This window comes from Agrobacterium sp. Ap1 (assembly GCF_017313375.1).
Taxonomy (GTDB): domain Bacteria; phylum Pseudomonadota; class Alphaproteobacteria; order Rhizobiales; family Rhizobiaceae; genus Neorhizobium; species Neorhizobium cellulosilyticum.
The window spans coordinates 1-24558 of record NZ_JAFLMY010000015.1; the positions used below are offsets into that span (position 1 = coordinate 1).

Annotated in this window: 26 protein-coding genes and 6 pseudogenes; 24 read left to right on the forward strand and 8 right to left on the reverse strand. The window is 57.8% G+C overall.

Annotated elements, in window-relative coordinates; genetic code table 11:
- Positions 1 to 51 precede the first annotated feature (51 nt).
- From JZX87_RS22745 to JZX87_RS22755, 3 genes and pseudogenes are all read right to left on the reverse strand, one after another.
- Positions 52 to 195: pseudogene (locus tag JZX87_RS22745) on the reverse strand (IS110 family transposase); the annotation flags it as partial.
- Positions 176 to 403: a Fic family protein gene (locus tag JZX87_RS22750; protein ID WP_206828326.1), complete on the reverse strand. Its 228-nt coding sequence runs from the start codon at positions 401 to 403 to the stop codon at positions 176 to 178. The pseudogene JZX87_RS22745 and the gene JZX87_RS22750, both read right to left, overlap by 20 nt.
- A gap of 485 nt (positions 404 to 888) precedes the next feature.
- Positions 889 to 1302, reverse strand: a complete 414-nt coding sequence (locus JZX87_RS22755) for a winged helix-turn-helix transcriptional regulator (protein WP_206828186.1) — start codon at positions 1300 to 1302, stop codon at positions 889 to 891.
- Positions 1303 to 1397: 95 nt separating this feature from the next.
- On the opposite strand from JZX87_RS22755, the gene JZX87_RS22760 reads away from it, so the two are divergent.
- The gene (locus JZX87_RS22760; protein ID WP_206828188.1) at positions 1398 to 2459 is read left to right on the forward strand and encodes an SDR family oxidoreductase; all 1062 of its coding nucleotides are present in this window, start codon (positions 1398 to 1400) and stop codon (positions 2457 to 2459) included.
- Positions 2460 to 2604: 145 nt separating this feature from the next.
- Here the strand turns inward: JZX87_RS22760 and JZX87_RS22765 are convergent, their stop codons facing one another.
- Positions 2605 to 2766, reverse strand: coding sequence for a hypothetical protein (locus JZX87_RS22765; protein ID WP_183687014.1), 162 nt, complete (start codon positions 2764 to 2766; stop codon positions 2605 to 2607).
- A 456-nt stretch (positions 2767 to 3222) separates the two neighbouring features.
- On the opposite strand from JZX87_RS22765, the gene JZX87_RS22770 reads away from it, so the two are divergent.
- The 10 genes from JZX87_RS22770 to JZX87_RS22820 all read left to right on the forward strand — a co-directional run bounded on the left by JZX87_RS22770 (position 3223) and on the right by JZX87_RS22820 (position 12064).
- Complete coding sequence (locus tag JZX87_RS22770) at positions 3223 to 3690, forward strand: Hsp20 family protein (protein WP_206828190.1); 468 nt, start codon at positions 3223 to 3225, stop codon at positions 3688 to 3690.
- A gap of 152 nt (positions 3691 to 3842) precedes the next feature.
- The gene (locus JZX87_RS22775; RefSeq protein WP_148142935.1) at positions 3843 to 4139 is read left to right on the forward strand and encodes a DUF982 domain-containing protein; all 297 of its coding nucleotides are present in this window, start codon (positions 3843 to 3845) and stop codon (positions 4137 to 4139) included.
- 1199 nt (positions 4140 to 5338) lie between these two features.
- Complete coding sequence (locus JZX87_RS22780; RefSeq protein WP_148142937.1) at positions 5339 to 5788, forward strand: MarR family winged helix-turn-helix transcriptional regulator; 450 nt, start codon at positions 5339 to 5341, stop codon at positions 5786 to 5788.
- A gap of 53 nt (positions 5789 to 5841) precedes the next feature.
- Positions 5842 to 7083 carry an FAD-dependent monooxygenase gene (locus tag JZX87_RS22785; protein WP_148142938.1) on the forward strand — a complete coding sequence of 414 codons (1242 nt, stop codon included), beginning with the start codon at positions 5842 to 5844 and terminating at the stop codon, positions 7081 to 7083.
- 19 nt (positions 7084 to 7102) lie between these two features.
- A complete protein-coding gene (locus tag JZX87_RS22790) occupies positions 7103 to 7426 on the forward strand; it encodes a hypothetical protein (protein ID WP_206828192.1) in 324 nt (107 codons plus the stop codon).
- A 250-nt stretch (positions 7427 to 7676) separates the two neighbouring features.
- Positions 7677 to 8126: a DUF4172 domain-containing protein gene (locus tag JZX87_RS31455; protein WP_286195010.1), complete on the forward strand. Its 450-nt coding sequence runs from the start codon at positions 7677 to 7679 to the stop codon at positions 8124 to 8126.
- A gap of 585 nt (positions 8127 to 8711) precedes the next feature.
- Entirely contained in the window at positions 8712 to 9254 is a 543-nt protein-coding gene (locus JZX87_RS22805; protein WP_206828313.1) for a sigma-70 family RNA polymerase sigma factor, read from the forward strand.
- Positions 9251 to 9967 (forward strand): anti-sigma factor, encoded by a 717-nt coding sequence (locus tag JZX87_RS22810; RefSeq protein WP_206828193.1) that lies wholly within the window; start codon positions 9251 to 9253, stop codon positions 9965 to 9967. The genes JZX87_RS22805 and JZX87_RS22810 overlap by 4 nt, the downstream gene beginning before the upstream one ends.
- A 3-nt stretch (positions 9968 to 9970) precedes the next feature.
- Entirely contained in the window at positions 9971 to 10978 is a 1008-nt protein-coding gene (locus JZX87_RS22815) for an alpha/beta fold hydrolase (RefSeq protein WP_206828194.1), read from the forward strand.
- Between the two features lie 528 nt (positions 10979 to 11506).
- Positions 11507 to 12064: a fasciclin domain-containing protein gene (locus tag JZX87_RS22820; RefSeq protein ID WP_148142941.1), complete on the forward strand. Its 558-nt coding sequence runs from the start codon at positions 11507 to 11509 to the stop codon at positions 12062 to 12064.
- A 95-nt stretch (positions 12065 to 12159) separates the two neighbouring features.
- On the opposite strand, the pseudogene JZX87_RS22825 reads toward JZX87_RS22820, so the two are convergent.
- Positions 12160 to 12427: pseudogene (locus JZX87_RS22825) on the reverse strand (DUF4394 domain-containing protein); the annotation flags it as partial.
- A gap of 69 nt (positions 12428 to 12496) precedes the next feature.
- Between JZX87_RS22825 and JZX87_RS22830 the strand changes: the two are divergent.
- The 6 genes and pseudogenes from JZX87_RS22830 to JZX87_RS22850 all read left to right on the forward strand — a co-directional run.
- Positions 12497 to 12649 (forward strand): annotated as a pseudogene (locus JZX87_RS22830) (sigma-70 family RNA polymerase sigma factor); the annotation flags it as partial.
- Positions 12646 to 12774: pseudogene (locus tag JZX87_RS31460) on the forward strand (anti-sigma factor); the annotation flags it as partial. The pseudogenes JZX87_RS22830 and JZX87_RS31460, both read left to right, overlap by 4 nt.
- Positions 12775 to 12917: 143 nt before the next feature.
- Positions 12918 to 13184 carry a hypothetical protein gene (locus JZX87_RS22835; protein ID WP_183687024.1) on the forward strand — a complete coding sequence of 89 codons (267 nt, stop codon included), beginning with the start codon at positions 12918 to 12920 and terminating at the stop codon, positions 13182 to 13184.
- Positions 13185 to 13392: 208 nt separating this feature from the next.
- On the forward strand, positions 13393 to 13797 hold the full coding sequence (locus JZX87_RS22840; RefSeq protein WP_353654247.1) for an HD-GYP domain-containing protein: 405 nt from the start codon (positions 13393 to 13395) through the stop codon (positions 13795 to 13797).
- A gap of 100 nt (positions 13798 to 13897) precedes the next feature.
- The gene (locus JZX87_RS22845) at positions 13898 to 14683 is read left to right on the forward strand and encodes an amidohydrolase family protein (RefSeq protein ID WP_353654239.1); all 786 of its coding nucleotides are present in this window, start codon (positions 13898 to 13900) and stop codon (positions 14681 to 14683) included.
- A 202-nt stretch (positions 14684 to 14885) separates the two neighbouring features.
- Complete coding sequence (locus JZX87_RS22850; protein WP_206828195.1) at positions 14886 to 15287, forward strand: YybH family protein; 402 nt, start codon at positions 14886 to 14888, stop codon at positions 15285 to 15287.
- Between the two features lie 108 nt (positions 15288 to 15395).
- Here JZX87_RS22850 and JZX87_RS22855 read toward each other — a convergent pair.
- Positions 15396 to 16291 (reverse strand): annotated as a pseudogene (locus tag JZX87_RS22855) (LysR family transcriptional regulator).
- 119 nt (positions 16292 to 16410) lie between these two features.
- Positions 16411 to 17151 (reverse strand): SDR family NAD(P)-dependent oxidoreductase, encoded by a 741-nt coding sequence (locus JZX87_RS22860; protein ID WP_206828196.1) that lies wholly within the window; start codon positions 17149 to 17151, stop codon positions 16411 to 16413.
- A gap of 270 nt (positions 17152 to 17421) precedes the next feature.
- On the opposite strand from JZX87_RS22860, the gene JZX87_RS22865 reads away from it, so the two are divergent.
- The gene (locus JZX87_RS22865) at positions 17422 to 18405 is read left to right on the forward strand and encodes a quinone oxidoreductase family protein (RefSeq protein WP_206828197.1); all 984 of its coding nucleotides are present in this window, start codon (positions 17422 to 17424) and stop codon (positions 18403 to 18405) included.
- A 118-nt stretch (positions 18406 to 18523) separates the two neighbouring features.
- A complete protein-coding gene (locus JZX87_RS22870; RefSeq protein ID WP_353654240.1) occupies positions 18524 to 19318 on the forward strand; it encodes an alpha/beta hydrolase in 795 nt (264 codons plus the stop codon).
- A 14-nt stretch (positions 19319 to 19332) separates the two neighbouring features.
- Here the strand turns inward: JZX87_RS22870 and JZX87_RS22875 are convergent, their stop codons facing one another.
- Positions 19333 to 20208: a LysR family transcriptional regulator gene (locus JZX87_RS22875; RefSeq protein ID WP_206828198.1), complete on the reverse strand. Its 876-nt coding sequence runs from the start codon at positions 20206 to 20208 to the stop codon at positions 19333 to 19335.
- 138 nt (positions 20209 to 20346) lie between these two features.
- Here JZX87_RS22875 and JZX87_RS22880 point away from each other — a divergent pair, with 138 nt between their 5' ends.
- The 5 genes and pseudogenes from JZX87_RS22880 (at position 20347) to JZX87_RS22900 (ending at position 24221) form a co-directional block, all read left to right on the forward strand.
- Positions 20347 to 21006, forward strand: coding sequence for a hydrolase (locus JZX87_RS22880; RefSeq protein ID WP_206828199.1), 660 nt, complete (start codon positions 20347 to 20349; stop codon positions 21004 to 21006).
- Between the two features lie 89 nt (positions 21007 to 21095).
- Positions 21096 to 22030, forward strand: a pseudogene (locus JZX87_RS22885) (pirin family protein).
- A 76-nt stretch (positions 22031 to 22106) separates the two neighbouring features.
- On the forward strand, positions 22107 to 22670 hold the full coding sequence (locus JZX87_RS22890; RefSeq protein WP_206828200.1) for a hypothetical protein: 564 nt from the start codon (positions 22107 to 22109) through the stop codon (positions 22668 to 22670).
- A 30-nt stretch (positions 22671 to 22700) separates the two neighbouring features.
- Positions 22701 to 23054 (forward strand): hypothetical protein, encoded by a 354-nt coding sequence (locus JZX87_RS22895; protein ID WP_206828202.1) that lies wholly within the window; start codon positions 22701 to 22703, stop codon positions 23052 to 23054.
- 144 nt (positions 23055 to 23198) lie between these two features.
- On the forward strand, positions 23199 to 24221 hold the full coding sequence (locus JZX87_RS22900) for an IS110 family RNA-guided transposase (protein ID WP_206828203.1): 1023 nt from the start codon (positions 23199 to 23201) through the stop codon (positions 24219 to 24221).
- Positions 24222 to 24558: the final 337 nt, after the last annotated feature.

Below are 24558 nucleotides of genomic sequence, written 5' to 3' on the forward strand. Positions count from 1 at the left end.
CCAGTATCTCAATTGGGTTGAGGCACTGAGGCAGGTAGGCCGGCTTTTCGCCTATGCGGTAGCACCGGCCAATGGATGAAACGCTTCTCGGGTTTTGAGCATCCTATGCATGATGACAGCAAGTTTTCGCGCAACAGCAACCGCGGCACGTTTGAAGCCCAGCCGCTCACGCAGTTTAAGCCCCCAGGACTTTAACGTTGTTGGAGAGTTTTTTGTAGGCGCCGCGATGCCGTTCATCCTTGGTCGAATCTGCAAGAAGGTCGCGGTGGAGCTGACGGATATGGTTCTCAGTGAACGAGATTGCGTCGTAAGCACTGAAGATTGTCTCCATCACTTCCGCGTAGCCGGCAACCTCTTGTTCGTCGCGCGTCGTAAAGGACCCCAGGCGAATGTTTGCAAGCAACCTTTCGACCTCTCGATCGGTGAGGCGCGCTCCTTCGATACGTGTGGAGGAACCGACACTCTCAATTGTCGCGACGCGCCGGAGGCTGGATAACCGCTCTGGCGCGATCCGGCCGATCGCGCGCCAAGCGCTTTTAATTCGTCGATTTCGGCAATCAAGGAGAGGATTTCGGGGGTGATGCGGACGGTCGTAGTATTTAGAGTTTCCGTTCTTTCATCCGTTTCCATCCAATTTCGATCAGGCGCTTGGTCCATCTAGCCGCTGGTTGTGATTCAGACGGTTCGCAAGTCTACAATAGAGCGGATCCAGACTTCGGCAGCCAGACAAAAGAAGATGTTTGAGAATGGTTGCCGCCAGAAGCTGAAACCGTCTTTAGAATTCACAGGGATTGAGATGGCGACCAAGAACTGGGGTTTAAGTTCTTGCCTTTCTTGAAAAATCGGGAATGGAAGCGAAGCAAGATCAGGTTTCAGGTCCGGATACCTTCAAGGCGAAGTATCGCGCGTTGAGCTCTCGCGGGGTGGTCTCTCCATCCCCCGATTGAATGCGAGCTGGTCCAAAGCCTCGGAATTTGCTCGACCCCAGCCATAGAGTAGCTCCAGCGGCTCCACAAATCGCTTACCTAGTGGGCTCAGCGTATAATCGACTGCCGGCGGCACTGTCCCGTAAACGCGCCGTGTTACCAGCCCGTCCGCTTCCATGTCGCGCAGCGTTTGCGTGAGCATCTTCTTCGATATCCCTGGAAGGCTACGCTGGAGTACGCCAGTGCGGGCGCGGCCCCCGTGTCTCGTATCGAGCACATGCAGGATCATGCTTGTCCATTTGCTCGAGAAAATTTCAAGCACACGGCGGGGGGCGCAGTCCTCGCGCCATTCGCTGTCCGGTGATCCTGCCCGCATAGTGGTTACCTCTGGGTGTCTATGTCCCGTTAGGGTGCCTTCTAGCGCATCTCGGCCTCTCAGCCTAGATCAGAGGCTGACGCAAAGGAGCAAACATGACGAAGAAAGCACTGATCGTTGGCGCGAGCGGTATTATCGGCAGCGCAACGGCGGATGTCCTGCACAATGACGGCTGGAAGGTTTGGGGTCTGGCTCGCAAGCCATCGCAGCAAGGGAATGCAGTTCCTGTCCCAGCAGATCTTCTGGATTCCGCTGGCTTGGTAAATGCGCTCGCTGGCCTCGATCCGACACACGTTTTTATCTCAAGCTGGCTGCGGCAGCCAACTGAGGCGGAAAACATCCGCGTCAATTCGGCGATGGTGCGAAACCTCCTCGATGCCCTGCGCCCCGTAGGATCAGTCCGCCACGTCGCGCTCGTCACCGGTCTGAAGCACTATCTCGGCCCATTCGAAGCTTACGGAAAAGGCGCGCTGCCGCAAACGCCATTTCGGGAAGAGCAGGGCAGGCTCGACGTCGACAATTTTTACTACGCCCAGGAAGACGAGGTTTTTGCTGCGGCCGAGAAGGATGGTTTCAACTGGAGTATCCATCGCCCCCATACGGTCGTTGGCAAAGCGGTTGGCAATGCCATGAACATGGGCACCACGTTGGCCGTCTACGCAACGATCTGCAAAGAGACAGGCCGGCCGTTCCGTTTCCCGGGAGTGGCAGCCCAATGGGACAGTCTTACCGACATGACAGACGCACGTCTGCTGGGTCGACATATGCTCTGGGCATCAACGACGTCGGATGCGACCAACAAGGACTTCAATGTCGTAAACGGCGATGTTTTTCGGTGGAGCTGGATGTGGACGCGGATCGCGAAGTGGTTCGGAATCGAGCCTATAGCATTCGATGGACAGATAAGACCATTGCAGGAGCAAATGGCCAATGACTCCGAAATCTGGCGCGATATCGCCGGCCGGTATGAGCTGGTGGAAAGCGATCTGTCCCGCCTAACCTCTCCCTGGCATACAGATGCGGACCTCGGGCGACCGATCGAGGTGTTGACGGATATGTCGAGGAGCCGGAAACTAGGCTTTCTCGATTACCAGGCAACAGACGACGCGTTTTTTGATCTGTTCGAGCGGCTGCGTTTTGATCGCATTATTCCGTAACGCAGGCGTAACGGGATAGGACACCCACTTGTCAGGCGAGGGCGTCCTATCCTCGTCGTGTTGGATTGGCAGTAGGCCTACCTACGATCGCCTGCAATCTCCGCTATCCGAAGGATGGCTGTTACTGCTACTATAAGGTAACTTCCTAGTCGAAGTCGCCTATCGTGCCTGATCGGAAGACGATTTCAGAATCACCTTCCTCTCCGACGACCGGATCTCCCTCCCGGTTCCAAAGGACGACGCCGGCATGCCGAGCAGCCAGATCCTCTGCTTCCTCAATAGCAAGCCAATCGGCGATACTAGCCATGCCGTTTCCTTTCGTCCGCAGTCGCAGGCGGACGCTGGAGGTTCAACATTGGTTTTCTCGTGGGGTCGTCAAGGCGCCAGACATTCGTCGCAAATGCCGCAGCCATCTTCGTCCATCATCGAGCTTAGGCGCTGGCGACAACAACAAGCGCAGATGGACGTTTCGCCTTCAGTGGTTTGCTCCGGCGCTAGGATTTCCAAGTCTGCGTCTGAATACGTGTGAATTGCTGAGCCGTCCATCTCGATGCTCCCAAGTCGAGGATTGAGCATCGAAATAGGATGAGATTTGCGACGAACAAGAGCCGTCAAATTCACTGGAAAAATTTTCCGATGAGGTCTTGAACGGAGAAATCCGAGAAACCAAATCGTTCGGCACCGACGGCCCAATGAGGGAGTCGGTTGACCAAGGAAGCGGACACATCGCCTCCTTCCATGTTGCTTTGCGGAGGATATGGTTATGAGAACTGAGCTTGATTTTGCACCGCTGTACCGCTCGAGCATTGGCTTCGACCGTGTGTTCAACCTGCTGAGCAATAGGCAGCGCCTCAATGCTATCGATACCTGGCCTGCCTACGACATCGTCAAGACCGGAGAAGACGACTATCGCATCACAATGGCCGTGGCCGGCTTTGGCGAGGGCGATCTGGATATCACCCAGGAGCGCAACGTCATGGTGATCAAAGGCGGCAAAGCTGAAGAGCTCCAGGGCGAATATCTCCACCGCGGCATTGCCGGTCGCTCGTTCGAGCGTAAGTTTGAGCTTGCGGATCACGTAAGGGTAGACGGTGCTGATCTCAGGCACGGCCTGCTGACGATTACTTTGAAGCGCGAGGTGCCGGAAGCTATGAAGCCCCGTAAGATCGAGATCGGTGTTGCACCGTCTAACGAACGGCTTCGCTTGGGAACTGACCGTCAAGTTGCCTGAACGAGAAGGCGGCAGCCCGCGGGGGCATTCGGTTGATAGGCCTCTGATCGTGATCGGGTCACATCCGACCGAAGGTCTCGTATAACCTACAGCTCGGCCGGCCTCATCGGGGCCGGCTTCCCCTTTCATGCAGAGCAAAGAAGGAGGTTCCGATGTTACTCGCTCTGTTCGATAAACCGCTCTATGCGCAGCGTCGGTATTTCGTGCAAGAAATCACCGGGCTGGATGATGTGTTCGATTTCCTCGACGAGTGGCCACACGAGAAGCGCAACCTCGCTTATGACACGCTTGTCCGTTATTGCCGCGAGGCGGCAAACGGTCGCTGGCCAATCGACGCGGTTCGCGAGAACTTTCGAGTGTTTCTTAAGCAGAATGGCAAACTTGCCGAACTCGAGGACGTCCCACCGCACCTCCGGCGCGACACCGGTGCCAAGATCGGCGGAATGTAAGTGCCGGCCTAGCTCCTTGGTGCCGGAATCAAACCGGCACCCTGATTATCATCTCCTAAAACGGACCTATCGCGGTGAAGCTCTTGTCTTTGGAGGAAAACGGTAGCGGAACCCTGTACGGCCGACGATCCCGAAACTCGTCTGGCGCTCTTCGACTTTGCCTTCGAGAACGCGCCGCTCGCACTCGTTGATCTTGAGGGCTGCATTATCCGCGGCACGCTGCTTTCGCCAAGCGTCTTTCGCTTCCTATAAGGTTCTTGGAACACATTTCAGAGACTTCACTTATCCAGAGGATCTTGAAGCGGATCTGGTCCACGGCGCCGCGATGCGCGATGCCGAGGGTATCGCAGGTGACCGATCCGCAGGTGAGGCGGCTGCAAGCATTATTCTCGAGCGGGTGCGGGAGCCGATTGCAATTGCTGGTCGAGTCGCTGACGTCCGTGCGAGCATTGGCGGAACCTGGACGAACGCAAAGCGCGATGTGACACAGCTCCTCGAGGAGGCCGCCGCGCTTCTTTATAATGCGAGGGCGGCCGGAAGAGACGCCGTCAGGTTTCAGTAGGCATTCCTGACGATGGGTTGATAGAACCACCATCGGCGTCAGGGATGTCGGTTGGTTTTGCATCGGGTACGTTCGGGTCCACTGCGCCAGCGACAGACCGCAGTCGTTGCGCCCGGCGGGCAGTTAGGTCGTTGTATCGAGAGCTTAAATCAGAAATGTCGTACTCGCCGCTGATCCATAGCACGACCCATCCCAGGAACTCGGGGGGCGTCGTCAATGGCCGTTCCCCGCAACGCCGCTTTGGTGCGAACCTGTTCGAAAATCATTCACCGTCTGTCGCTGTCGATCACCAGACCGTATCTCCCGTCATGAAGGCGTCTAAAGAAAGACCGCGAGACATTCCGTATTGACGACGTATATGAATTCTTCCCATGCTTCGCGCGCAGACGAGAAAGGATCCATTTCATTCGGTGACCTGGGCTTCTAGGCTTTTAACCTCCATCGCCAATCATCACCAACTGAGGGGCGGAAGATTTCCACAATGACGTTGATGGCGCCTTAGAGAAACAAGCGTAGCGAAGTTGCTTCGGCAAAGCTCAGTCTTTGAGTTAGTTGCTTTATGATTTCGAGCTCAACGGGTCGTGCATCAAAAATCTTGTTCTGGCAACCTAGTCGTCCTTGGCCTAAGGAAAGACCTATGCCAGAACAGGACGACCATATCCACCCAGACGCAACCGTCGCTCCCGGCTATCTTGCTAACCACGCTGCCCGGGTGTTCAACCGTTTGATAGATACTGCCCTTCGGCCGTACGGGCTGTCACTTTCTCTGATTGCTCCGATCATGCTCCTGTCGTGGAAAGGGCCGATGCTCCAGCGCGACCTCGTGCGTTCCTCTGCCGTCAAACAACCGGCGATGGTCGCGCTTCTGGACAAGCTGGAAGCAATGGCCCTGATCCGCAGATCACCTTCGTTTACCGATCGCAGGGCGGCAATGGTGGAGTTGACGAGCAAGGGGCAGGAGGCGGCCTTGCGCGGACGCGACGCGCTCTTGGCTGCGAATGCCAAAGGGCTTGAAGGCTTTTCGTCGAAAGACGCGGCGACGTTGATACAGCTCTTACAACGGCTGATCGACAATTTCGAAAGCTAACGACGGAACAAATATATCATCAGTGATGTTCTTTGCGAAAAGGAGATCGTTGTATGTCCCGTCGCATCCTCATCACCGGTGCAAGCGTCGCCGGCAACACCTCTGCCTGGTGGCTCGGCCGCTATGGCTTCGATGTGACCGTCGTCGAACGCAGCCCCGAATTTCGAGATGGCGGTCAGAACATTGACATTCGAGGTGTCGGCCGTGAAGTGCTTCACCGGATGGGACTTGAACAGATGGCGATCGATCATGGGACAGGGGAAGAGGGAACCGTCTGGATCGATGAGCAGGGCGGAGAGGTTGCCAAATTTGTTACCTCCGAGCTCGGTAGTGACGGCCCAACAGCGGAGATGGAAATCCTGCGTGGAGATCTCGCTCGCCTACTCTACGAGCCAGCCCGTGAACGCGCGACGTTTCGCTTCGGCGATTCCATAGATCGGATTGAAGATGGTGCAGATGCTGTCTCTGTCACCTTCACCAGTGGGGAGACTGAACATTATGATGCGGTCGTCATAGCGGAGGGCGTAGGCTCATCGACACGCGAGCTCGTTTTCCCTCAAGAAAACGTGCCGCGATGGATGGACCTCACGACTGCATATTTCACCATACCGCGGCAGGCCGACGACGATCGGATGTGGCGCTGGTACCACGCGACAGATGGCCGGAGCATATCGCTGCGACCTGACACGCATGGAACGACGCGGGCCATGCTGACGCTGCAACAGCCACCAAATGGCGAGCAGGAATGGAGCGTCGAACGGCAGAAAGCCTATTTGCATGAACGCTTTTTGGACGCTGGCTGGGAGGCGCATAGGGTGTTGGCTGCCATGGAGGAAACCAAAGACTTCTACTTCGACGTGCTACGCCAGGTGCGAATGAAGCGATGGTCGAAGGGGCGCGTCGTTCTGACAGGCGACGCCGCCTGGTGCGCGACACCGCTTGCAGGCATAGGCGCTACGCTCGCGGTGACCGGCGGCTACGTGCTCGCCAGCGAATTGATGTGCAGCAGCGATATTGGGCAGTCTTTCTCGGCTTACGAGGAAGCCATGCGGCCAATGATCGAAAAGGGACAGGGCGTACCAAAGATTGCTCCTCGCCTGATGAACCCCCATACCAGACTTGGCATCAACCTCCTGCACAGCGTCCTCGACATCGCGAGCATGCCAGCTATCCGCGGCCTTGCTACTAAACTGTTTGCAAACGAACCGAAGACACCCGACCTTTCGCGTTATGATGAGCTAATGGTGCGCAACCAACAAATGGACTCAAACAATCAAGGCGTCGAAATTCTGTAGATTTGAAATGCGCTGATCGTTGGGCAAAGCGCCTGATAACTCTCCATCATCTATCGCGATCGAGTCAGGCGGCCTCCTCCTCGATCGCAAGTTCTCTCAGCAGGGCATGGATCTCGTCGCCACTCAGGCGAGAAGGGTCAAAACCACAAAACCACTGGAGGCGCCAAAGCCGGCAAAGCGCTTGGCGAGGATGTCCGATGTGCCGATGAAGCCCATTACCCAATTCGGAAAAGACCGGGATCGATTGAATCCAAGGCAAGCAGCGACACATCTTTCGTTCGTCTTGCTGGATGGGCTCGAAGGCTGCCTCGACGGTTCTGTTGCGAATATTCCGGATGGCTGAGAAGGGGTTTTCGTACGCTTGAGTCACGCGGATTTGATGTCGCGATTCTGCTGGAGCATTGCCACCATTCCGGTAAGCGCGCTCGGCCCAATACCGATAGCGCGTTCAACGATGCGGGCCTCTTCGCGAATAGCCTTTCGATCACTGCTGCTTGGATCGAGGATACAGATGCGGTGCTGAGCGATAGGTGGACTTGCAATAACTCATTTATGGCAATAACCATGAGCTATAGAAAGGCTGCCTATAGCTCATGAAATGGAACTGGCAGAATTCCAAATGGCCAAATTTCAGGTATGACGCAGCAAGCGTGATACCGTTGGAACAGAAATTCCTGCAGTCTGCCGGCGAGGTCATTGGTGCCGTCCGGCATTTCAATGAGGATGACAGCAATCAACTTCGCACGGATTTCCGCATTGTCTTCACAATGACAGCGGAATTCCGCATGATCTCTACTGTTTTTCAGTCATTGGGTGCACAACTCCTCGCCGTTCGGAAAAAGCGTAACTTGAGCCAACCGGCACTGGCTGAGCGACTTGGCCGAAATCGTGCCCGCATATCCGAACTGGAACGTAATCTTGCCAATAATCGTTTGGGCAGGGACCGTCTGAGCCTGTTTGCCGAACTCTTCGATACGCTCAACGTACGGAATTCCGTTCTGCCAAGCTGCAGGTCACTGGTATCTCAATGGCGCAATCTCTAGCCACCCGAAGCTATCCGACAATAGTTTATCAGAACCCGCCGATCGTCACCCGCTGATGGGGCAGCTCGCTATAAGTTGAGGCGTCAAGCGACAGCGGAACATCGCCGGATGTCTATATCCGCTGTCTGGCCAATCTGCACAAGATGTTACAAAGTTTCAGATGTTTGGCCAAAGCGCTTGTGTGGGATTTGGGTTCAAATCCGTCCGCACAGCCTGAAAATAATGTGCGCGGTGCAGAAACTTTATCATTCGACGAACCGTCCTTGCTTCTATGTTGGAAACTTGAGCTCCACGTCAGCCGGAGGAAATATGGTATATCGCGACAAAGACATTGATGTCGTTCTTGCGGATTTCCTTTGGGCAACAGTTCTTTTCGGAGGAAGTTGTCTCGATAGTTTGCTTAATCGCAATGTGCGCATTTTGGGGCAATGGCCCGGTGTCAGGACTATCCTGATAATCGACGATCGCCCGCTTAGGACCATCTCGTTTCGTCTTGATCGGTCGCTGCCAAGATTTATTGACCGAGCCTCCTTGTCTTTCCAACTCCACGATCTCTATAAAAGGTCGGCGACAAGGTTTTACCGGATGCAAACCAGTGACATCGCAGATTTGATCAATAGGGTCGCCATCGGAGATCGATCCGCATTTGCGTCTCTCTACCAGGCCACCAATCCGAGATTGTTCGCGGTCTGCCTTCGGATCCTGAAGCACAGACCAGACGCGGAAGAAGCGCTACAGGAAGTCTATATCAAGGTCTGGCAACGAAGCAAAACCTTTGCCACCGGTTCGGGTTCGCCACTAACCTGGCTTTCCGCGATTGCCCGAAACCACGCGATCGACGTCATCCGTGCCCGTAAACCGGTAACCGATGATATCGATGAGGCATACGATCTCGCAGACGAGACTATCGCGACACCAGAGCAGCACATTCTGATTGCCGACGAGGGACGCCGCATCGACATCTGCATGCGCGAACTGGACGAAACCCATGCCAAAGCCGTCAGGCGTGCTTACGTGGAAGGGTTTAGCTATCTCGAATTGGCCGATCACCTGGATGTTCCCTTGAACACCGTTAGAACTTGGCTGCGCCGAAGCCTGTTGAAGCTCAGGGAGTGCATGCAGCGATGACACCAGGCGATCACATTCAAGACGGCGGCCGGGCGCAGGACGAAATCATTGCGGGCGAATATGTCTTGGGTGTGCTGTCCGAAGAAGCCCGCAGGCGCGTCGAGCAACGGATTTCGAGGGACTGGTCTTTCGCGCTGCTGGTCGAACGTTGGCAGTCGGACCTCTCCTCTTTCAACGAGGATTATCGGGAGGCAACGCCAGGAGCGGCAGTTTTTGCGCAGATCGAAGGACGACTGTTTGGTGCGCAATCGTCGCCTATTTCGGCCAGGCTTTGGAACGCCGCAAGCTTCTGGCGCTGGATGTCTCTCGGAACGTCAGCCATAGCTGTTGCAGCACTTGTCTACGCATCCGGCGTATTCCAGCCATCCTCGTCGCGCGCACTGGTGGTGGCGCAGCTTTCAGCCCCCGACAATCCCGTCAGTCTGCTGACTTCATTCGATGCGACCAGCGGTCGCTTGAGGATCGTCCCCGTCGCGGCCGGCGGAGCCCGAGAGAAATCCCTGCAGCTTTGGCTGGTGCCGGGAAGTGGCAATCCACAGTCGCTCGGCGTCGTTCAGCCGAATACAGAGGGTGAATTGCTGATCCCGGCGGATTTGCGCCAGACCATCGGCGCCGGTTCCACGCTTGCCGTCAGCGTGGAGCCATTCGGCGGTTCGCCGACCGGGCTGCCGACCGGTCCAATCGTTGCCAGCGGCATAGCGCGGCAACTTTAACCCATGCCGGTTCGATTTTTTTGTCTGATCGCCGCATTCCTGACCATAGGTTCCGTCGCTTTCGTGACGTCGCGCGCAGTTGCTGCGCCAAGCCATGACGACCGACCGGTCCGTATCGATGTCGGCGGCTTCAAGCTCAATAGCGTCTTGGTTGAGCCGAGCAGGAGGGCAGACCTTCCACCGATTATCTTCATCCATGGCGCCAGCGCCAGCCTCTACGACCCAATGTTTTCGTTTCGCGCGAAGCTGCAGGGTCGGGCAGAGCTGCTCTTCGTCGATCGTCCGGGCCATGGCAAATCCGACATCGGCGGCGACCAGAACATTTTGCCCGATGGTCAAGCAGACGCCATCGCCGTCCTGATGAAGAAGCGGGGTATCGCAAAAGCGATCTTCGTCGGCCATTCCTTTGGAGGGGCCATCGCTGCGTCCTTCGCGGTTCGCCATCCGGAAATGGTCTCTGGCCTCGTTTTCCTGTCTCCGGCCGTCTATCCATGGAACGGCGGGATCGCCTGGTACTACGAGGCTGCAAGTGCCCCGGTGACAGGGGCTTTATTTAGTACCCTGATCGTGCCACCCATCGGCATTGTAGCGATCGATCGCGCGACGAAAGGTGTCTTTGCGCCGAACCGGATTCCGCCCGGCTATGTCGAAAAGACCAAAGCAAGGCAGGCGCTACGACCAGTCGCGTTCCGGCACAATGCGAAAGAAGTAGCCGCCTTGAGCGATTGGGCCAGAGCCGCTTCCGTAGATTACCGCAAGATCACAGCGCCGACAGTTATCATCACTGGGGATACGGACGGGGTTGTCTCACCAGAGGTTCATTCCAGGCACCTTGCTCGCGATATACCCGGTGCACGTCTCATCGTCGTACACAATCTCGGGCACAAATCCGATTTCGTCGCCAGCGATCTGGCAATTGCGGCGATCGAGACAGTCGCTGGCCGCAAGGTGAATCTGGCTGGCGCAAGGCGGGATGTCGAAGGGCGGATCGCGCGTGATGGAAAGAACTGATGTCTGGCAACGACGTTGCCGTTGGGGATTATACGCTTTTTACGGTCTCGCGGGCATTCTGCATATCGCCCTGCCCAAACCATTTGTTCGCATTACCGGTGCCTGGGTTCCCGATCCAGAAACCGTCATTTTCCTGACTGGGCTGCACTAGATCGCCGGTGCGGTTGCGCTTTTTGTGCCACGGCTGCGGAAAGCTGCCTGCATTGGCCTTGGCGCTCTATGCCGTCTGCGTATTTCCGGCCGATATCAAGCAAGCTATCAACCTGTCGCAGTGGCTCTACCACCTCATCCGATTGCCCTTACCGCCTCTTTTGGTCTGGATGGCGCTCTTCGTAGCCAAAGTCCTCAACTGGCTATTCAGGCGAGCCAAGACATAGCTCTGCGATCGTTTGAGGAAAATTCGAAAAAACCGCATTTTGGCTGAAACTCTTTTCGTCATGCGCTCGTCTCTTGATGCGTCACCCATCAGGGGACGGCCTTGGAAGGCGCCCATTCGCGCCGGGGCGTTTAGAGGAAGAGGAAACCATCATGGTGAAGTTCGCACTTCGCGCGATTGCAGTCGCGACCATCGTATCCGCAACGGCCATCAGCGCCTATGCCGCCAATCCGAAAGTCGGCGGCGCGGCTATGTACGAAAACAAGAACGTCGTCGAAAACGCGATGAATTCCAAGGATCATACAACGCTCGTCGCCGCAGTGAAGGCCGCCGGCCTTGTCGAAACCCTTCAAGGTAAGGGTCCGTTCACCGTATTCGCGCCGACCAACGAAGCTTTCGCAGCCCTCCCAAAGGGCACTGTAGACACGCTTCTGAAGCCGGAAAACAAGGCCCAGCTTACCAAGGTTCTCACCTGCCACGTCGTTGCCGCAGACGCCATGTCCAAGACCATCGCGAAGATGATCAAGGACGACAAGGGTACCCATGACGTCAAGACGGTCGGCGGATGCATCCTGAAAGCCAAGGAAAGCATGGGCAAGATTACGCTTACGGACGAAATGGGCGGCGTGGCCCATGTGACGATCGCTGACGTCAAACAGTCCAACGGCGTCATTCATGTCATCGACAAGGTTCTTTTGCCCAAGATGTGAGCTGGCTCGATTGCGTCATGAGAAAGGCCGGCCCTTCAATGGACGCCGGCCTTTTCACTGTTCACAGGTGGTGGCCTGCTTAGTACTCTCCGGATTTACATTGCCGGCAGGATGGCGATATCGCGGACCTCGTTGTCGAGCCCGGTGACCGGGCCTATTTCGGTGGCCGCGCCGGTCTCGAGGTTGACGGTGTAGAGCGTCTTGTTTGCAGCATGGTAAGCCCGTGTTCTTACCGCCTTCCTCGCCGTGGATGTCAAAGGCATAGGTGGCCGGCATTTCATTGGTGCCGAGCTTGCCGATCGCCTTCAGTGCACCGTCATTCGCTTTGGTCTGCTGGATTAGAGCGATGGTGGCGTCGATGTTTCCCGTCCAGGTATAGGTTTCAAAGGAGACAGTCTCCGCTATCGGTATTGGGAGAAGGTATTGACGCTGATGGGCTCTGGGCCAGACGATCTCGATACGGCACTTGCCGCCTGCGCCAAGGGTGATCGCAATGCGCTATGCTTGGTCTTCGATCGTAAGCCGGGGCGTCTGATTGCGGTCGCCGAGCGCATCGTCAAGCGCCGCGAGCTTGCCGAAGAGGTCCGACATTACCAACTCCAAGAAACGATCAGCTCCACGTGATCACGCTGGAACAGGCCGGCGGAAAGCCGACCGAGCGTCCGACCGGGCCGATCCTCGCCAAGGGCCTAGCGAAGTTGCCGCGTTAAGCGAGGAGCTGGCCACTATTTCTGCGGTAATCTGAAACTGAAAGTTTGCGTCCTCCGTACATCTAGTATGAGCCGCCAGTTCCGACTCAGGTCGGCTTGATCGGCCACAGGAAATCAACCCTGTAAAGCGGGAGGACGTTATCATGCTCGGCTTGTTGACATTAGACGAATTGACGGCTCAGGTCATCTCCATGGCAAGGGATTATACACCGAGAAACTCAATCGAGCTCGGTGTGATCCAAGGGTTCTGTGTGGATGTTGCAGGAGACCTATCGCCCGATCTCGTGCCTTTGCTGTCGAGCGTCAATGGTCTCGAACAACTCGTTTCCAGCCTGGAATCGATGCCGGACCTGATCAGACCGGCTGCTCCTGACAGAGCGTTGTGGAATTTCGTGCGGGGGGAAGCGTGAACCGCTTCGCGCTATTTAGATTATGCTATATATCGATAACCATCATTTAATTCGACGCTCACCGAACGCAATCCTTCCGCAACGCCGCAAGCGTGCCGCGGGGCTGATTTCATGACGGGTATTCGCATCCGCCTGGCGCAAATCATAGAAGCATGAAGTTAGGCCCGAGGGGTGCAGGTTCCTGAAACGCGCGGCCCTGCCGCATGATATCGGAAAGCTCGGTGTCGGTAACAGCGTACTCGACAAGCCCGGCAAGCTGGACGATCTGGTATCGATGCAGATGAAGTGCCATTCCGAATTCTTCCAGCATATCCTTTCGAAGATCCGTGCCTTTTCGAGCGCCGCTGTCATCGGTGGAGCAGATCACGAGCGACTGGACGGAAAGGGCTATCCTCGCGGGCTGCTGGCCGAAGAGATATCCATAGAGGTTAGGATCGTTTCAACTCCAGACGTATTCAACGCTCTGACAGCCGACCGGCCTTATCGGTCAGCCTTGCCGATCGAAAAGGTAATCGCCATCCTATGGGAAGGCCAAGGCCAGTCACACGATCCGATCTGTATCGAGGCTCTCAAACGGGCCTTTGCCAAAACGGCTCTCAAACAGGCGGCATGATAAGCCGCTGTCCGCCTTCACAACCCGTCATTGACGGCATCGGCCGATAAGGTTGGTCGGAGCCGATCGGCGAGGCGCAGGCGAAGTCCTGGAGGCGGAGGTGCACGATCATGAGAACTTCGAGCGTCCGGCCATCATCATTCCTCCCGAGCAAATGCATCGGCTGGTTGACCGCGAAATCAGGAAACTCGTCCAGAGGCGGATGCCGTTTCGCGAGCATATCAGCTACAACGAGAACATCACGCCGTTCCTCGACGCATTGGAAGCCCTCAACCGGGAGATCCCTTTCAATGGACTGCGGTGGAGCCTCGAGCATGCCGAGACCATTACCCCGGAAAACATCGAACGGGTAAAGAAGCTGGGCGGAGGCATCGCGCTGGACCACAAAATGGCACTTCACGGCGACGTTTTTATAAAGAGCCGTGGACTGGATCAGGCCTTGCGGACGACGCGTCTACTCCAGCTTGTCGATAGCGTTATTCCGCTTGCAATGAGCACCGATGCATTTCGTGCCGCCACGTTCAATCCTTGGGTCGGTCTGAGCTGGATGGTCACCGGCAGGTCTGTGTCGGGATCCGAGGTGCTTGCTCCGGAAAACAGGCTCACCAGCGACGAAGCCCTGAAACTCTTCACCAAGGGGGGCGCCTGGTTCATGAACACGGAATCGGAGATGGGCTTAATTGCTCCTGGCAACCTTGCAGATTTCGCCATCCTGGACCGGGACGACTTCTCGGTCCCCGACGATCAGATCAAGTCAGTGTCGTCGGTGCTCACCGTCATGGACGGCAGGGTGGTCTTCGGTGCACAGGACTACGCCGCCCTTTCGCCGATTTTGCCTGCGTGGTCGCCGGTCAAGTATTTCGGAACGTACTACGGAGAGAAATGAGCTCGCAGCTTCCTTTGAATTGCTGACATGGCGGCGCGACGGTTGGAAGGCATTCCCGCAAGGGCTGCACTCACATGACGGACGATGGCAACTTCGCCAGTTCCGGAACGAAGCGATGATCGGGGGGAAATGCGTGCAGCTCCCAAAAAAGCGTTCGTCCCGGCACGAAACCACACATCATCAACTCACGGAGATCGATTATATGAAACCCTCTATCAAGCCTTCAGGTGAAGACGCAGCCGCCACCTCGGCCCGACTGGAAATCGAAAAGGCGCTCGCGCAATATGAGGCCGCCTTGAATGCTTCGGACACCACCGCCGTCGCTGAAATGTTCGTGGCCGACGCCGCGTTTATGGCGCCGAACAATCCTTCCGCTATCGGCCTAGATGCGATCCAAAGGGCCTATGACGGCATATTTCAGACGATCACCTTCGACATGGAACTGACACTGTGGCGGAAGTTGTGCAGACCGCTCCAGAGTGGGCCTTCGTACGGACGAATTCGAAAGGGTTCGTCACCGTCAAGGCCATCGAACAACGCGTTCCAGACGCCAACCACGAGCTGTTCATTTTCCAAAAGGACGTTGGCAATCAGTGGAGAATAGCCCGCTATTCCTTTGCGACAACCAATCCGCTGCCGCATTGAATTCAAGCTGCGCTATCGACCTCTGGAGTCGCGGCAAGAATGCCACCTTGAACATGAGAGAGCGGCATCAAATAGCGCCGCTCTCGCCCGAAGGCTGCCTGTCCAGGTGTGGACGATCGAAACATTCAATAAGCATCTCCGTGAGCGTCTTCACTTTCTCCGACGGATAGGGACTGGGGCGCCCGCACGACGAATATTCCCGCCGGGGGCACAAGATATCGGTTCATGACGGCGACCAGCGCTCCTGAAGCGATGTGATCCGCGACGAGTGGTTCCGGGAGATAAGCGAGACCCACCCCCTCCACAGCGGCTGCAACCAGTGACAGTGCATTGTCTGCGATGAAGCGTCCGGTGGGGCGCACGGCAGTGATGTCGTCTCCGTCCACGAATTTCCAAACTTCTGCCTCCCGCATCACAACCCGATGGTTCGCGATCTCCTGAGGCGTCTGGGGCGCTCCTTCAGCATCGATGTAGCTCGGGCTTGCGACGAGCTTCCGAACATGGGGCCGACCGCTTTGCAACGAGATTCGAATCTGGAAGATGACCTACCCGGATTGCACAGTCGAAGCCTTCTCCCACGAGGTCCACGAAGCGATCGGTGTACGACGAAAGCACCTGAAGCTTTGGATGTCGTCGCGCTAGGCTGGCGAGAACAGGAGCGAAATGCGTGGGTCCGAATGATAGCGGAGCGGCGATCCTCATTCGCCCCTGCAACTCGCCCGCCTCCAGAGCCATGTCAACTTCGGCGCAGATGCGGGCGGCATTCGCCCTGAACGTCACTCCGGTTTCGGTAACGACCATGCCGCGCGTTTTTCTCGCGAGCAGTTGCGCGCCGAGATCGGCTTCCAACTGGGTAATCCGCCGGCTGATTATGGTTTTCGAGATGCCCAGACGGAGCGCGGCCGCGGAGACGCCGCCGGACTCTGCAACCTCCAGGAAAATCCTCAGATCTTCTATTTCCAAGGCTGAATCCTTTCTTGGTAGAAGGTACCGTGGGTTCGGGGGTCGGACCCCTCGGCCCACCTGAGCACAGCGAAGGGGACGGCCCTTCGTCCGAAGGCCGTCCGTGGGATGAATATGGCTCAGGCGATCGCGCCGCCATCCGCGGTGATCGTCGCGCCCGTGATGACGCTCGCGGCGGAGCTTGCCAGGAATACAACGGCGTTGGCGATCTCCTTTGGCTCGCCAAAGCGCCCGAGCGACGTCAGGCTTCGCTGGAAGTCTGCTGCCGCGCCGTCGGCCGGGTTGGCATCCGTGTCCGTCGCCCCAGGCTGCACCAGATTCACGGTGATGCCCGCTGGTCCAAGCTCACGCGAAAGGCCGCGCGTGAAGGACGTGAGCGCCGCCTTCGACATGGCATAAGGCGTTATACCGGGAAAGGGCACCCGCTCGCCGAGAGCGGAACCGATCGTGATGATACGGCCGCCGTCTCGCAAATGTGGGATGGCCGCCTTTGCAAACAGCACCGGTGCCCGAACGTTGACGTCCATGAGGGTTTGATATTCGTCCAGGTTCAGATCGGCGATGTTTCCTGAATGGCCGATCGCTGCGCTGTTGACGAGTATATCCAGCCCGCCTAGCGCGGCCACGGCGTCTTCGATCGCCCGCGCGATCGCCTGCGGATCGGCGCTGTCGGCCTGGATGGCGACGGCTCTACGGCCGTGGCTTTCGACGGACCGGGCAACCGCCGCAGCCTTCTCGCTCGAACTTTGATAGGTGAACGCCACATCCGCACCATTCTCCGCAAGCGCTTCCACGATGGCCGCGCCGATGCCGCGCGAGCCGCCCGTGACCAAGGCGCGCTTTCCACTCAAATCGATCATAGGATTCTGTTCCTTTCTTCGTAGTCGTGAATTCGGGAGTGCCGCGGCTCTGCGGATGCGCCCGACAGGGTGTCCGGCCTATTTCGTGGCTCCAGCGCAGCGGTTGAAGTGGCGGTGAATGCGACAGCTTGTTGCGCGGCGGGGAACGGCAACCGCTTTCCATCCCGCCGTTGCAAGTCGCGCAATATGGCGTTCCCGACAGGGAGCCCTTTCTCGGGACCGTGGACTACCTACATGTCTCCACAAGTTTCTTCTGAGAATGGAGTGAAGATGAAGGCTGCCGTCTACGACAATCCGGGACCACCGTCTGTGCTCAAATACGCCGACGTACCTGATCCGGTCTGCGGGCCGAACGAAGTCCTCATAAATGTGGAAGTAATCTCTATCGAAGGCGGAGATCTGATCAATCGCAGATCGATGTCCCAGGTACCCCGGTGGGTGGTCGGATATGCAGCGGCTGGAACGGTCGTGAGCGTGGGCAAGGACGTAACCACCCGTACCGTTGGCGAAAAGGTCGCTGCCTTCAGTATGCAGGGATCGCACGCTGAACTCTGGGCCGTTGTTGCTTCGCGAACGTGGCTGATTCCTGCGGGCCTGGACATCGCAAAAGCCGCCGTGCTGCCCATCTCCTTTGGCTCCGCCTATCACAGCGTGGTCACCCGAGGAGGTGTCGGGGAGCGCGAAACCGTCCTCATCCACGCCGCGGCTGGAGGCGTGGGGCTGGCGGCGGTACAGCTCGCCAAGCGGGCAGGGGCAACCGTGATCGCGGTGGCGAGCGGGAGCGAAAGGCAGGCTCGTCTGATCGAACTCGGTGCCACCTTCGTCGTCGATCGCCTTCAGAATGACGTCGTAGGAGAAGCGCGCCGACTGACCAATGGGAAGGGCGTCGATCTGGTCATCGACCCGGTCGGCTCCACATTGCAAGCTTCGCTTTCGGCGCTCGCACCGGAAGGGCGTCTCGTCTTCCTTGGCAACGCTGGCGGCGGAAAGCTCGATGTCGATCTATGGCAGCCGATGCAGAACAATCTGACGCTGCACGGGGTATTTATGGGATCCATCTTCGAACGGCCTTCGGTGCGCGGCAGCGTCGACGATCTCCTTGCTGCCGCCGCAGCCGGAAAGATCGACGTCGTGATCGACCGATCTTTCGCGCTCGAAGACGCTGCGCACGCGCACGAGTACGCCGAAACGGCCAGGCCCCTCGGGCGCGTCGTGATGACCCCATGGACAGAAGGAAGAAGGGCCACCGTATGATAAAGCGGGTTACGTTCAGGAACAGAGATATCGAGGTCGTGGGTAATATCACCTGCCGCCGCACTTCGAAGAGGGTGGCGCATATCCCGCGGTTGTCCTTGCGACGCCGGGCAGCAGCGTGAAGGAACAGATCAGCGCGATCTACGCCGAGCGACTCTCCGCAAAGGGCTTCATTGCGCTTACGTTCGACCCGTCATACCAGGGCGAGAGCGGCGGCGAACCACGTGATCTCGAAGATCCGGCCGTTCGTGTCGAAGACATTCATTGCGCTGTCGATCATCTGGCGACGCTATCCTATGTCAATGATGCGAGGATCGGCCTCCTTGGGATCTGCGCAGGTGGCGGCTACGCGATCAAGGCAGCACTGACCGAACGGCGCGTCAAGGCGGTGGGCACGGTCGTCGCCAATGACATCGGCGAAGCGATGCGCCGCCTGCTTCCCGACGCCGGTCAGACGCTCCTTGACGTCGCGGCGGAGCGCACTGCGCAGGCGCGCGGTGCCGCGGCACGGAGAGATCCATGGATTCCTGATAGCCTAGCCGACGCCAAGGCCGCAGGAATAACCGATCCTGAATTGCTGGAGGCCGTCACGTTCTATCGGGAGTCGGCGTATCGGCATCCGAATTCGACGAACCACCTGCTGTTCGTCAGCTATGGCGCCTTGCTGGGTTTCGACGCGTTCAGCCTTGTGCACGAGCTACTGACCCAGCCGCTGCAGGTGATCGTCGGCGGGCGCCGGGGGCCGACCGGACAATACGAGGCGGGGAGGCGTCTGTTCGACCTTTCGTCGAGGGCGAAGCACTTCTTCGAAGTCGAAGGCGCGGGACACTACGACATGTACTACAAGCCGGAATATGTCGGCCCGGCGGTCGCACGGCTGGCCGAGTTCTTTTCAGAACATCTAGCGCCGTAGGACCCGACGGGCTGCTAGGACGAGCCTGAGTCGTAGCACTCGATCAGCATCTCTGTCAGCACACGCACCTTCTTGGCAGGATGCTGTCCAGGAGGCCTGACCACGAAGATGCCGGCGGTGGGAGGCGGATACTTCGGCATCACTTCGACAAGGGCACCGGAGGCGATGTGTTGGTCCGTAAGACCGTTCGGAAGTCTGGCGATGCCTAGCCCTTCCAGCGCGGCAGCGAGCAATGCTACTCCATTGTCGGCCTTGAACCGTCCTTGCGGCCGGGTGTTGAGTACCTGGTCGCCATCTGTGACTTGCCAAGTCTCAGTTCCCTGCATGAGCGCCTCATGCTTGAGAAGTTCGCCCGGCGTCTCGGGCGAGCCATTCCGGGTGATGTAGTCGGGGCTGGCAACAAATTTCGCGTAGAGTGGTCCAACGCGCCTGGCAACGAGATTGGAATCCGGCAGGTATCCGATCCGGATCGCACAGTCGAAACCTTCCGTGATGAGATCGACGAAGCGGTCGGTGTAGCACGAGGTAACCTGGAGGCGCGGGTGTCGGCGCGCCATCTGAGACAGGACAGGAGCTAGGTGGGTCGGCCCGAACGACAGTGGGGCGGCGACCCTGATGCGCCCGCGAAGCTCGCCCGCCGGCAATATCGTCTCGCGGGCGGCATCGATCTCCGCCGAAACCCTCGCCGCATAATCTCGGAACGTCGCGCCTTCCTCAGTCAGTGCGATGCCGCGGGTCGTTCGCGCGACGAGCTGAACGCCCAACTCCGCCTCAAGACGAGCGATACGTCGGCTGACCATCGACTTGGAGACGCCTAGTCGCTCCGCGGCGGGTGTCACCCCTCCTGCGTCGGCGACTTCCACGAAGGTCCTAAGGTCGTTGATTTCCATCTTGCGTTCCCCTTTGTGCAACACAGCTTGCGTTTTCGAGGGCTATCGCATCAGGGCTGGCACTGACAAGGTTTTCGTGGATCGACGTCCAACGGACGCGTTCGCATCTGTCGACGAACAAACAAACAAGGATGTTTCATGACCTTTCGTAACGGCCTCGCCTCGCTTCTCCGCCCCGAAGATTCCGTTCTCGTCCTCATCGACCATCAGCCATATCAGCTCGCGAACGTGAACAGCCATGAACCGACGATGGTGGTCAACAACACGGTCGGCCTGGCCAAAGCGGCCAAGGCCTTCGACGTTCCGACTATCCTTACCACGGTGATCGCGGAACGCGGCGGCAAGCTGTTCCCGCAGATCGCCGACGTTTTTCCCGGCCAGGAAATCATCGACCGAACGCTCATCAACACCTGGCAGGATTCGAAGGTTGTCGACGTGGTCAAGGCGACGGGTCGCAAGCAACTGATTATCGCCGGCCTTTGGACCGAGGTGTGCGTCGCCATGCCGGCGATCCAGGCCGCGGGCGAAGGCTGGGACGTAACCGTCATCACGGACGCCTCGGGAGCAGTCTCCTCCGAGGCGCATCAGGTCGCAATCCAGCGCATGATCGCAGCCGGGGTCAACATGATGACCTGGCTGGCGCTCGCAGCCGAATGGCAGCGCGACTGGGCCCGTGCCGGACAGGCTGAGAAGATCACCGACGTCATCGTCCAGCATTCTGGCGGGAGCGGTATCGCATATCTGTGGGAGCAGCAGTTGCTCAACACTGCCGCGCCCAAGGCTGGTGCTGGAGCGTAAGTACGCTTAAAAAGAGGAGCGGATGCGTCACGCGTCACCGCTTCTCGCTATGAATGGATGATCATCGGCCGAAGCAGAGGACGAAACACATGAGCTGGAACCCTGCGATCGAACCAGGATGCCCTGATGAGGTCGGCGTGGAGGCGATTGAGTCCTTGATCGTTCCGCGAGCTCGCGATCTTGGCGGTTTCGAAGTCCGACGGGCGCTGCCCGCGCCGAACCGACAGATGGTCGGCCCGTTCATATTCTTCGACCAGGCCGGTCCCGCCGAACTCCTGACGGGGCAGGGCGTCGACATCCGGCCCCACCCGCATATCGGTCTCGGCACCGTGACCTACCTCTACCAAGGAGACTTTCATCACCGTGACAGTACCGGCGCCGACCAGATCATCAGGCCGGGCGAGTTGAACTGGATGGTCGCGGGCAAAGGCGTATCGCACTCGGAGCGCACGAGTGTCGCGGCAAGGAGCGGCCCGAACAGCCTTTTCGGAATACAGACATGGCTCGCCCTGCCTGACGGCCACGAGGACGTGGCGCCTTCCTTCGAGCACCACGGCCGGAGCGCGCTTCCGATGATCGAAGACAAAGGCGTCTCGGCGCGGCTGATCCTCGGAAACGCCTATGGCGAGCGCGCTCCCGCTAAGATGTTTTCGGAGACCTTCTACGCCGACGTCAAGCTGGATCCGCTCGCCCGTCTTCCGATCCCAGATGAACACGAAGACCGCGCTATCTACGTCGTTGAAGGTTCGATCTCGCTCGCCGGGCAGGAATTCGGCACGATGCAGATGATGGTGTTCCGTCCCGGGGACAGGATAACCGTCGCGGCCGCGAACGCGGCGCCCGGATTATAATACTCGGAGGCGCAACGTTCTCCGGGCCAAGATACATCTGGTGGAACTTCGTCGCCTCGTCGATGGAACGTATTGAGGAAGCCAAGGCCGAATGGCGAGCCGGAAAGTGGGGAGAGGGCCGTTTCGACCTTCCTGCTGACGACCGCGATGAGTTCATCCCCTTGCCCGATTGATGCCTCATGTAAGCCTGGACGCGAGGGCTTGACCCGATATCATGTAACGAAGGGAGCTAATTCGTGGGAGAGGCTCATGCCAAAGAGAATAGACGAGGTGCATCAGGCGGACGAGGAGTTGTTCCGAGCTGTTGATGAAGCGATCGATCAAGCCGTTCGAGCCGCCGGCGCCAAGCTCCAGTCCCTCGGCGTTTCCGCTGCGCCACACGACTACTTCAGCGATGGAGCGCTTCGCCACCTCTTCATGCGCCTTTGCGGCGCCGATGCCCAAACATTCGAGAATGGCGATCCCGACGTCGCCTGGAAGATTCTCTATGCCGGGCGCAACGTCGCTCGGAGGTGGGAAAGGCAGCAAGGCAGGCCAGCGTCGATGCGGCAGAAGAATGAACGCGCAGAAGATATCGCGAAGAATCAAAGCGAACGACAACAGTTGGCTAGATCAGCGGAATCCTTTGCCTTGAGAACGGTCCTTCGTGCCTTGATGGGGAAAGCGCGTGCCACCGATCCGCAGATCGACGCTCGGCTACAAGCGCCGGTGGACGCCCGTGCGGCCGAACTCGCCGACGGCTCCGAAGCAGAGCTAGCTTTGATCGAAACCGCGCGAAACTACCTAGCGCTCTTCACCAAATCAACCGGCTGACGACCGTACCTACCGCCGAAGGAAAGAGGCATGACGAGAGACAATTCTGCTGGCAGTTCCGCCGATAGGGAAATCGCCGACGTCATTGAGCGTGCCGACAAAAGGTTGGCCACAGCGATCTTCGCCGCTCTGCAGGATGCGAGAAATCAAGCCGCAGAAGACATGGCGGCTATCGGACAAGAGGACGCGACGCCGGCCCCGGAATACTTCGCTGCGGTCGTCCATCAGCGCATGTATTGCGTTATGTGCGGCGCTGATCCCGACACGTTCGCCGGAGGGGATCCTGAAATGGCCTACCACGTCATTCGCAACAGTCAGAACATTGCCAAACACTATTGGTCGGCGGAGATCGACGTTGATCCTCCGGAATTTAAGGTCACGTAGTGCCTCTTGAACTAGGACTTTTAAGTCCGGACATGTCGGCCCCAGCCTGTTGATTGCCACTGATGGGTTGGATGCCCCTCCCACCGGCATCGCGATGTGCCAAGATGGTGATACGTAAAGTCACCAACACAGTAGGAGGCATTTATGGAGGAAGTCAGTATCGTCGGCGTCGACCTTGCAAAGCAGGTTTTTCAAGTGCACGGCGCGACTGCCGATGGCCGAGTTTTGTTTCGCAAGAAACTGTCGCGGTCGCAATTTCCGAAATTTATGGCCGGACTTCGGCCGTGTGTGGTTGCGATGGAGGCGTGTGGTACGGCACATTATTGGGGTCGAGAATTCGCAAGCATGGGTGATGACGTTCGGCTGATCCCCCCAGTTTATGTGAAGGCCTTCGTCAAAAGGCAAAAGAATGATGTCGCTGACGCGGAAGCCGTAGCAGAGGCTGCAATGCGACCGACGATGCGGACCGTCGCTGTAAAGACGTCTGAACAGCAAGCTCGTGCAATGTTATTCCGGACCCGCGATCTTCTCGTCGGACAGAGAACGCAAATGGTGAACGCCCTACGAGGTCACCTCGCAGAGCACGGTATCATCGTGGGCAAAGGATTAGGCAACGTTGAGCGGCTCGCGACGCTCATTGCGGCGGACGATTTGCCTGAGTTGGTACGGACCATGGGACGCCTTTATCTCAGCCAGATCACTCAGTTGCACGAAGAGATTGATCACATCGATCGTCGTATCGCAGCGGAAGCAAAACAAAGCGATATCGTTCGACGGCTCCAGAAAGTGCCAGGGATCGGACCGATTTGCGCGATGGCAATCACTGCCTTCGCACCGCCTATGGAGGCATTCCGAAGTGGTCGCGATTTTGCAGCCTGGCTTGGCCTTGTCCCGCGACAGCACTCGAGCGGAGGCAAGCAAAAGCTTGGCCGCACCTCGAAGATGGGCCAACGAGATATCAGAAGGCTTTTGATTATAGGCGCGATGTCTGTTGTGCATTGGAAGGGCCGAGGCGGTGGAAGACCGGGTTCTTGGCTCTCGAATATGCTGGGCCGAAAGCCACGCATGCTGGTGGCGATTGCGATGGCAAACAAGCTGTCGCGGATCGTCTGGGCAATGCTCTCACGCAATCAAGAATACCGAGATCCAAGCGGAGCGGTCTGCTGAAGGTAGACGTTCTAATTGGAGTGCCGGCGATGTGAGGAGGACATGATCCGCATGGGCAAATGATCGAACAGATCGGGATTGGGCAAACCAGTAGTTCTCAGGGAGCTTTTAGCTCGTTCCACTGATTTGGAGTCCAGTCCGCGTATCACCATACCGGCCCGCGGCATGTCATGGCCGCAACATGAGGTCTGAAACATGTACGCACCCGATCACTCGCTCTAGCGGTCAAAAAAGTCCTTGCATCGAACGGGGCATCCAAACATGAGTACTGCCCGGCGCGGCCTGATATTTCCATTGAGAATTGGCTCTGACTCATATTTTCTGCTGTTTAGGGCGA

What these genes read in the sequence shown, in the direction of transcription:
- JZX87_RS22875 (WP_206828198.1), bottom strand. Translation starts at nt 20,208, where the DNA reads ATGGAAATCAACGACCTTAGGACCTTCGTGGAAGTCGCCGACGCAGGA.
- JZX87_RS22880 (WP_206828199.1), top strand. Translation starts at nt 20,347, where the DNA reads ATGACCTTTCGTAACGGCCTCGCCTCGCTTCTCCGCCCCGAAGATTCC.
- JZX87_RS22820 (WP_148142941.1), top strand. Translation starts at nt 11,507, where the DNA reads ATGGTGAAGTTCGCACTTCGCGCGATTGCAGTCGCGACCATCGTATCC.
- JZX87_RS22780 (WP_148142937.1), top strand. Translation starts at nt 5,339, where the DNA reads ATGCCAGAACAGGACGACCATATCCACCCAGACGCAACCGTCGCTCCC.
- JZX87_RS22805 (WP_206828313.1), top strand. Translation starts at nt 8,712, where the DNA reads ATGCAAACCAGTGACATCGCAGATTTGATCAATAGGGTCGCCATCGGA.
- JZX87_RS22850 (WP_206828195.1), top strand. Translation starts at nt 14,886, where the DNA reads ATGAAACCCTCTATCAAGCCTTCAGGTGAAGACGCAGCCGCCACCTCG.
- JZX87_RS22835 (WP_183687024.1), top strand. Translation starts at nt 12,918, where the DNA reads ATGCTCGGCTTGTTGACATTAGACGAATTGACGGCTCAGGTCATCTCC.
- JZX87_RS22785 (WP_148142938.1), top strand. Translation starts at nt 5,842, where the DNA reads ATGTCCCGTCGCATCCTCATCACCGGTGCAAGCGTCGCCGGCAACACC.
- JZX87_RS22770 (WP_206828190.1), top strand. Translation starts at nt 3,223, where the DNA reads ATGAGAACTGAGCTTGATTTTGCACCGCTGTACCGCTCGAGCATTGGC.
- JZX87_RS22775 (WP_148142935.1), top strand. Translation starts at nt 3,843, where the DNA reads ATGTTACTCGCTCTGTTCGATAAACCGCTCTATGCGCAGCGTCGGTAT.
- JZX87_RS22765 (WP_183687014.1), bottom strand. Translation starts at nt 2,766, where the DNA reads ATGGCTAGTATCGCCGATTGGCTTGCTATTGAGGAAGCAGAGGATCTG.
- JZX87_RS22900 (WP_206828203.1), top strand. Translation starts at nt 23,199, where the DNA reads ATGGAGGAAGTCAGTATCGTCGGCGTCGACCTTGCAAAGCAGGTTTTT.
- JZX87_RS22815 (WP_206828194.1), top strand. Translation starts at nt 9,971, where the DNA reads ATGCCGGTTCGATTTTTTTGTCTGATCGCCGCATTCCTGACCATAGGT.
- JZX87_RS22810 (WP_206828193.1), top strand. Translation starts at nt 9,251, where the DNA reads ATGACACCAGGCGATCACATTCAAGACGGCGGCCGGGCGCAGGACGAA.
- JZX87_RS22755 (WP_206828186.1), bottom strand. Translation starts at nt 1,302, where the DNA reads ATGCGGGCAGGATCACCGGACAGCGAATGGCGCGAGGACTGCGCCCCC.
- JZX87_RS22865 (WP_206828197.1), top strand. Translation starts at nt 17,422, where the DNA reads ATGAAGGCTGCCGTCTACGACAATCCGGGACCACCGTCTGTGCTCAAA.
- JZX87_RS31455 (WP_286195010.1), top strand. Translation starts at nt 7,677, where the DNA reads ATGAAATGGAACTGGCAGAATTCCAAATGGCCAAATTTCAGGTATGAC.
- JZX87_RS22890 (WP_206828200.1), top strand. Translation starts at nt 22,107, where the DNA reads ATGCCAAAGAGAATAGACGAGGTGCATCAGGCGGACGAGGAGTTGTTC.
- JZX87_RS22760 (WP_206828188.1), top strand. Translation starts at nt 1,398, where the DNA reads ATGACGAAGAAAGCACTGATCGTTGGCGCGAGCGGTATTATCGGCAGC.
- JZX87_RS22895 (WP_206828202.1), top strand. Translation starts at nt 22,701, where the DNA reads ATGACGAGAGACAATTCTGCTGGCAGTTCCGCCGATAGGGAAATCGCC.
- JZX87_RS22860 (WP_206828196.1), bottom strand. Translation starts at nt 17,151, where the DNA reads ATGATCGATTTGAGTGGAAAGCGCGCCTTGGTCACGGGCGGCTCGCGC.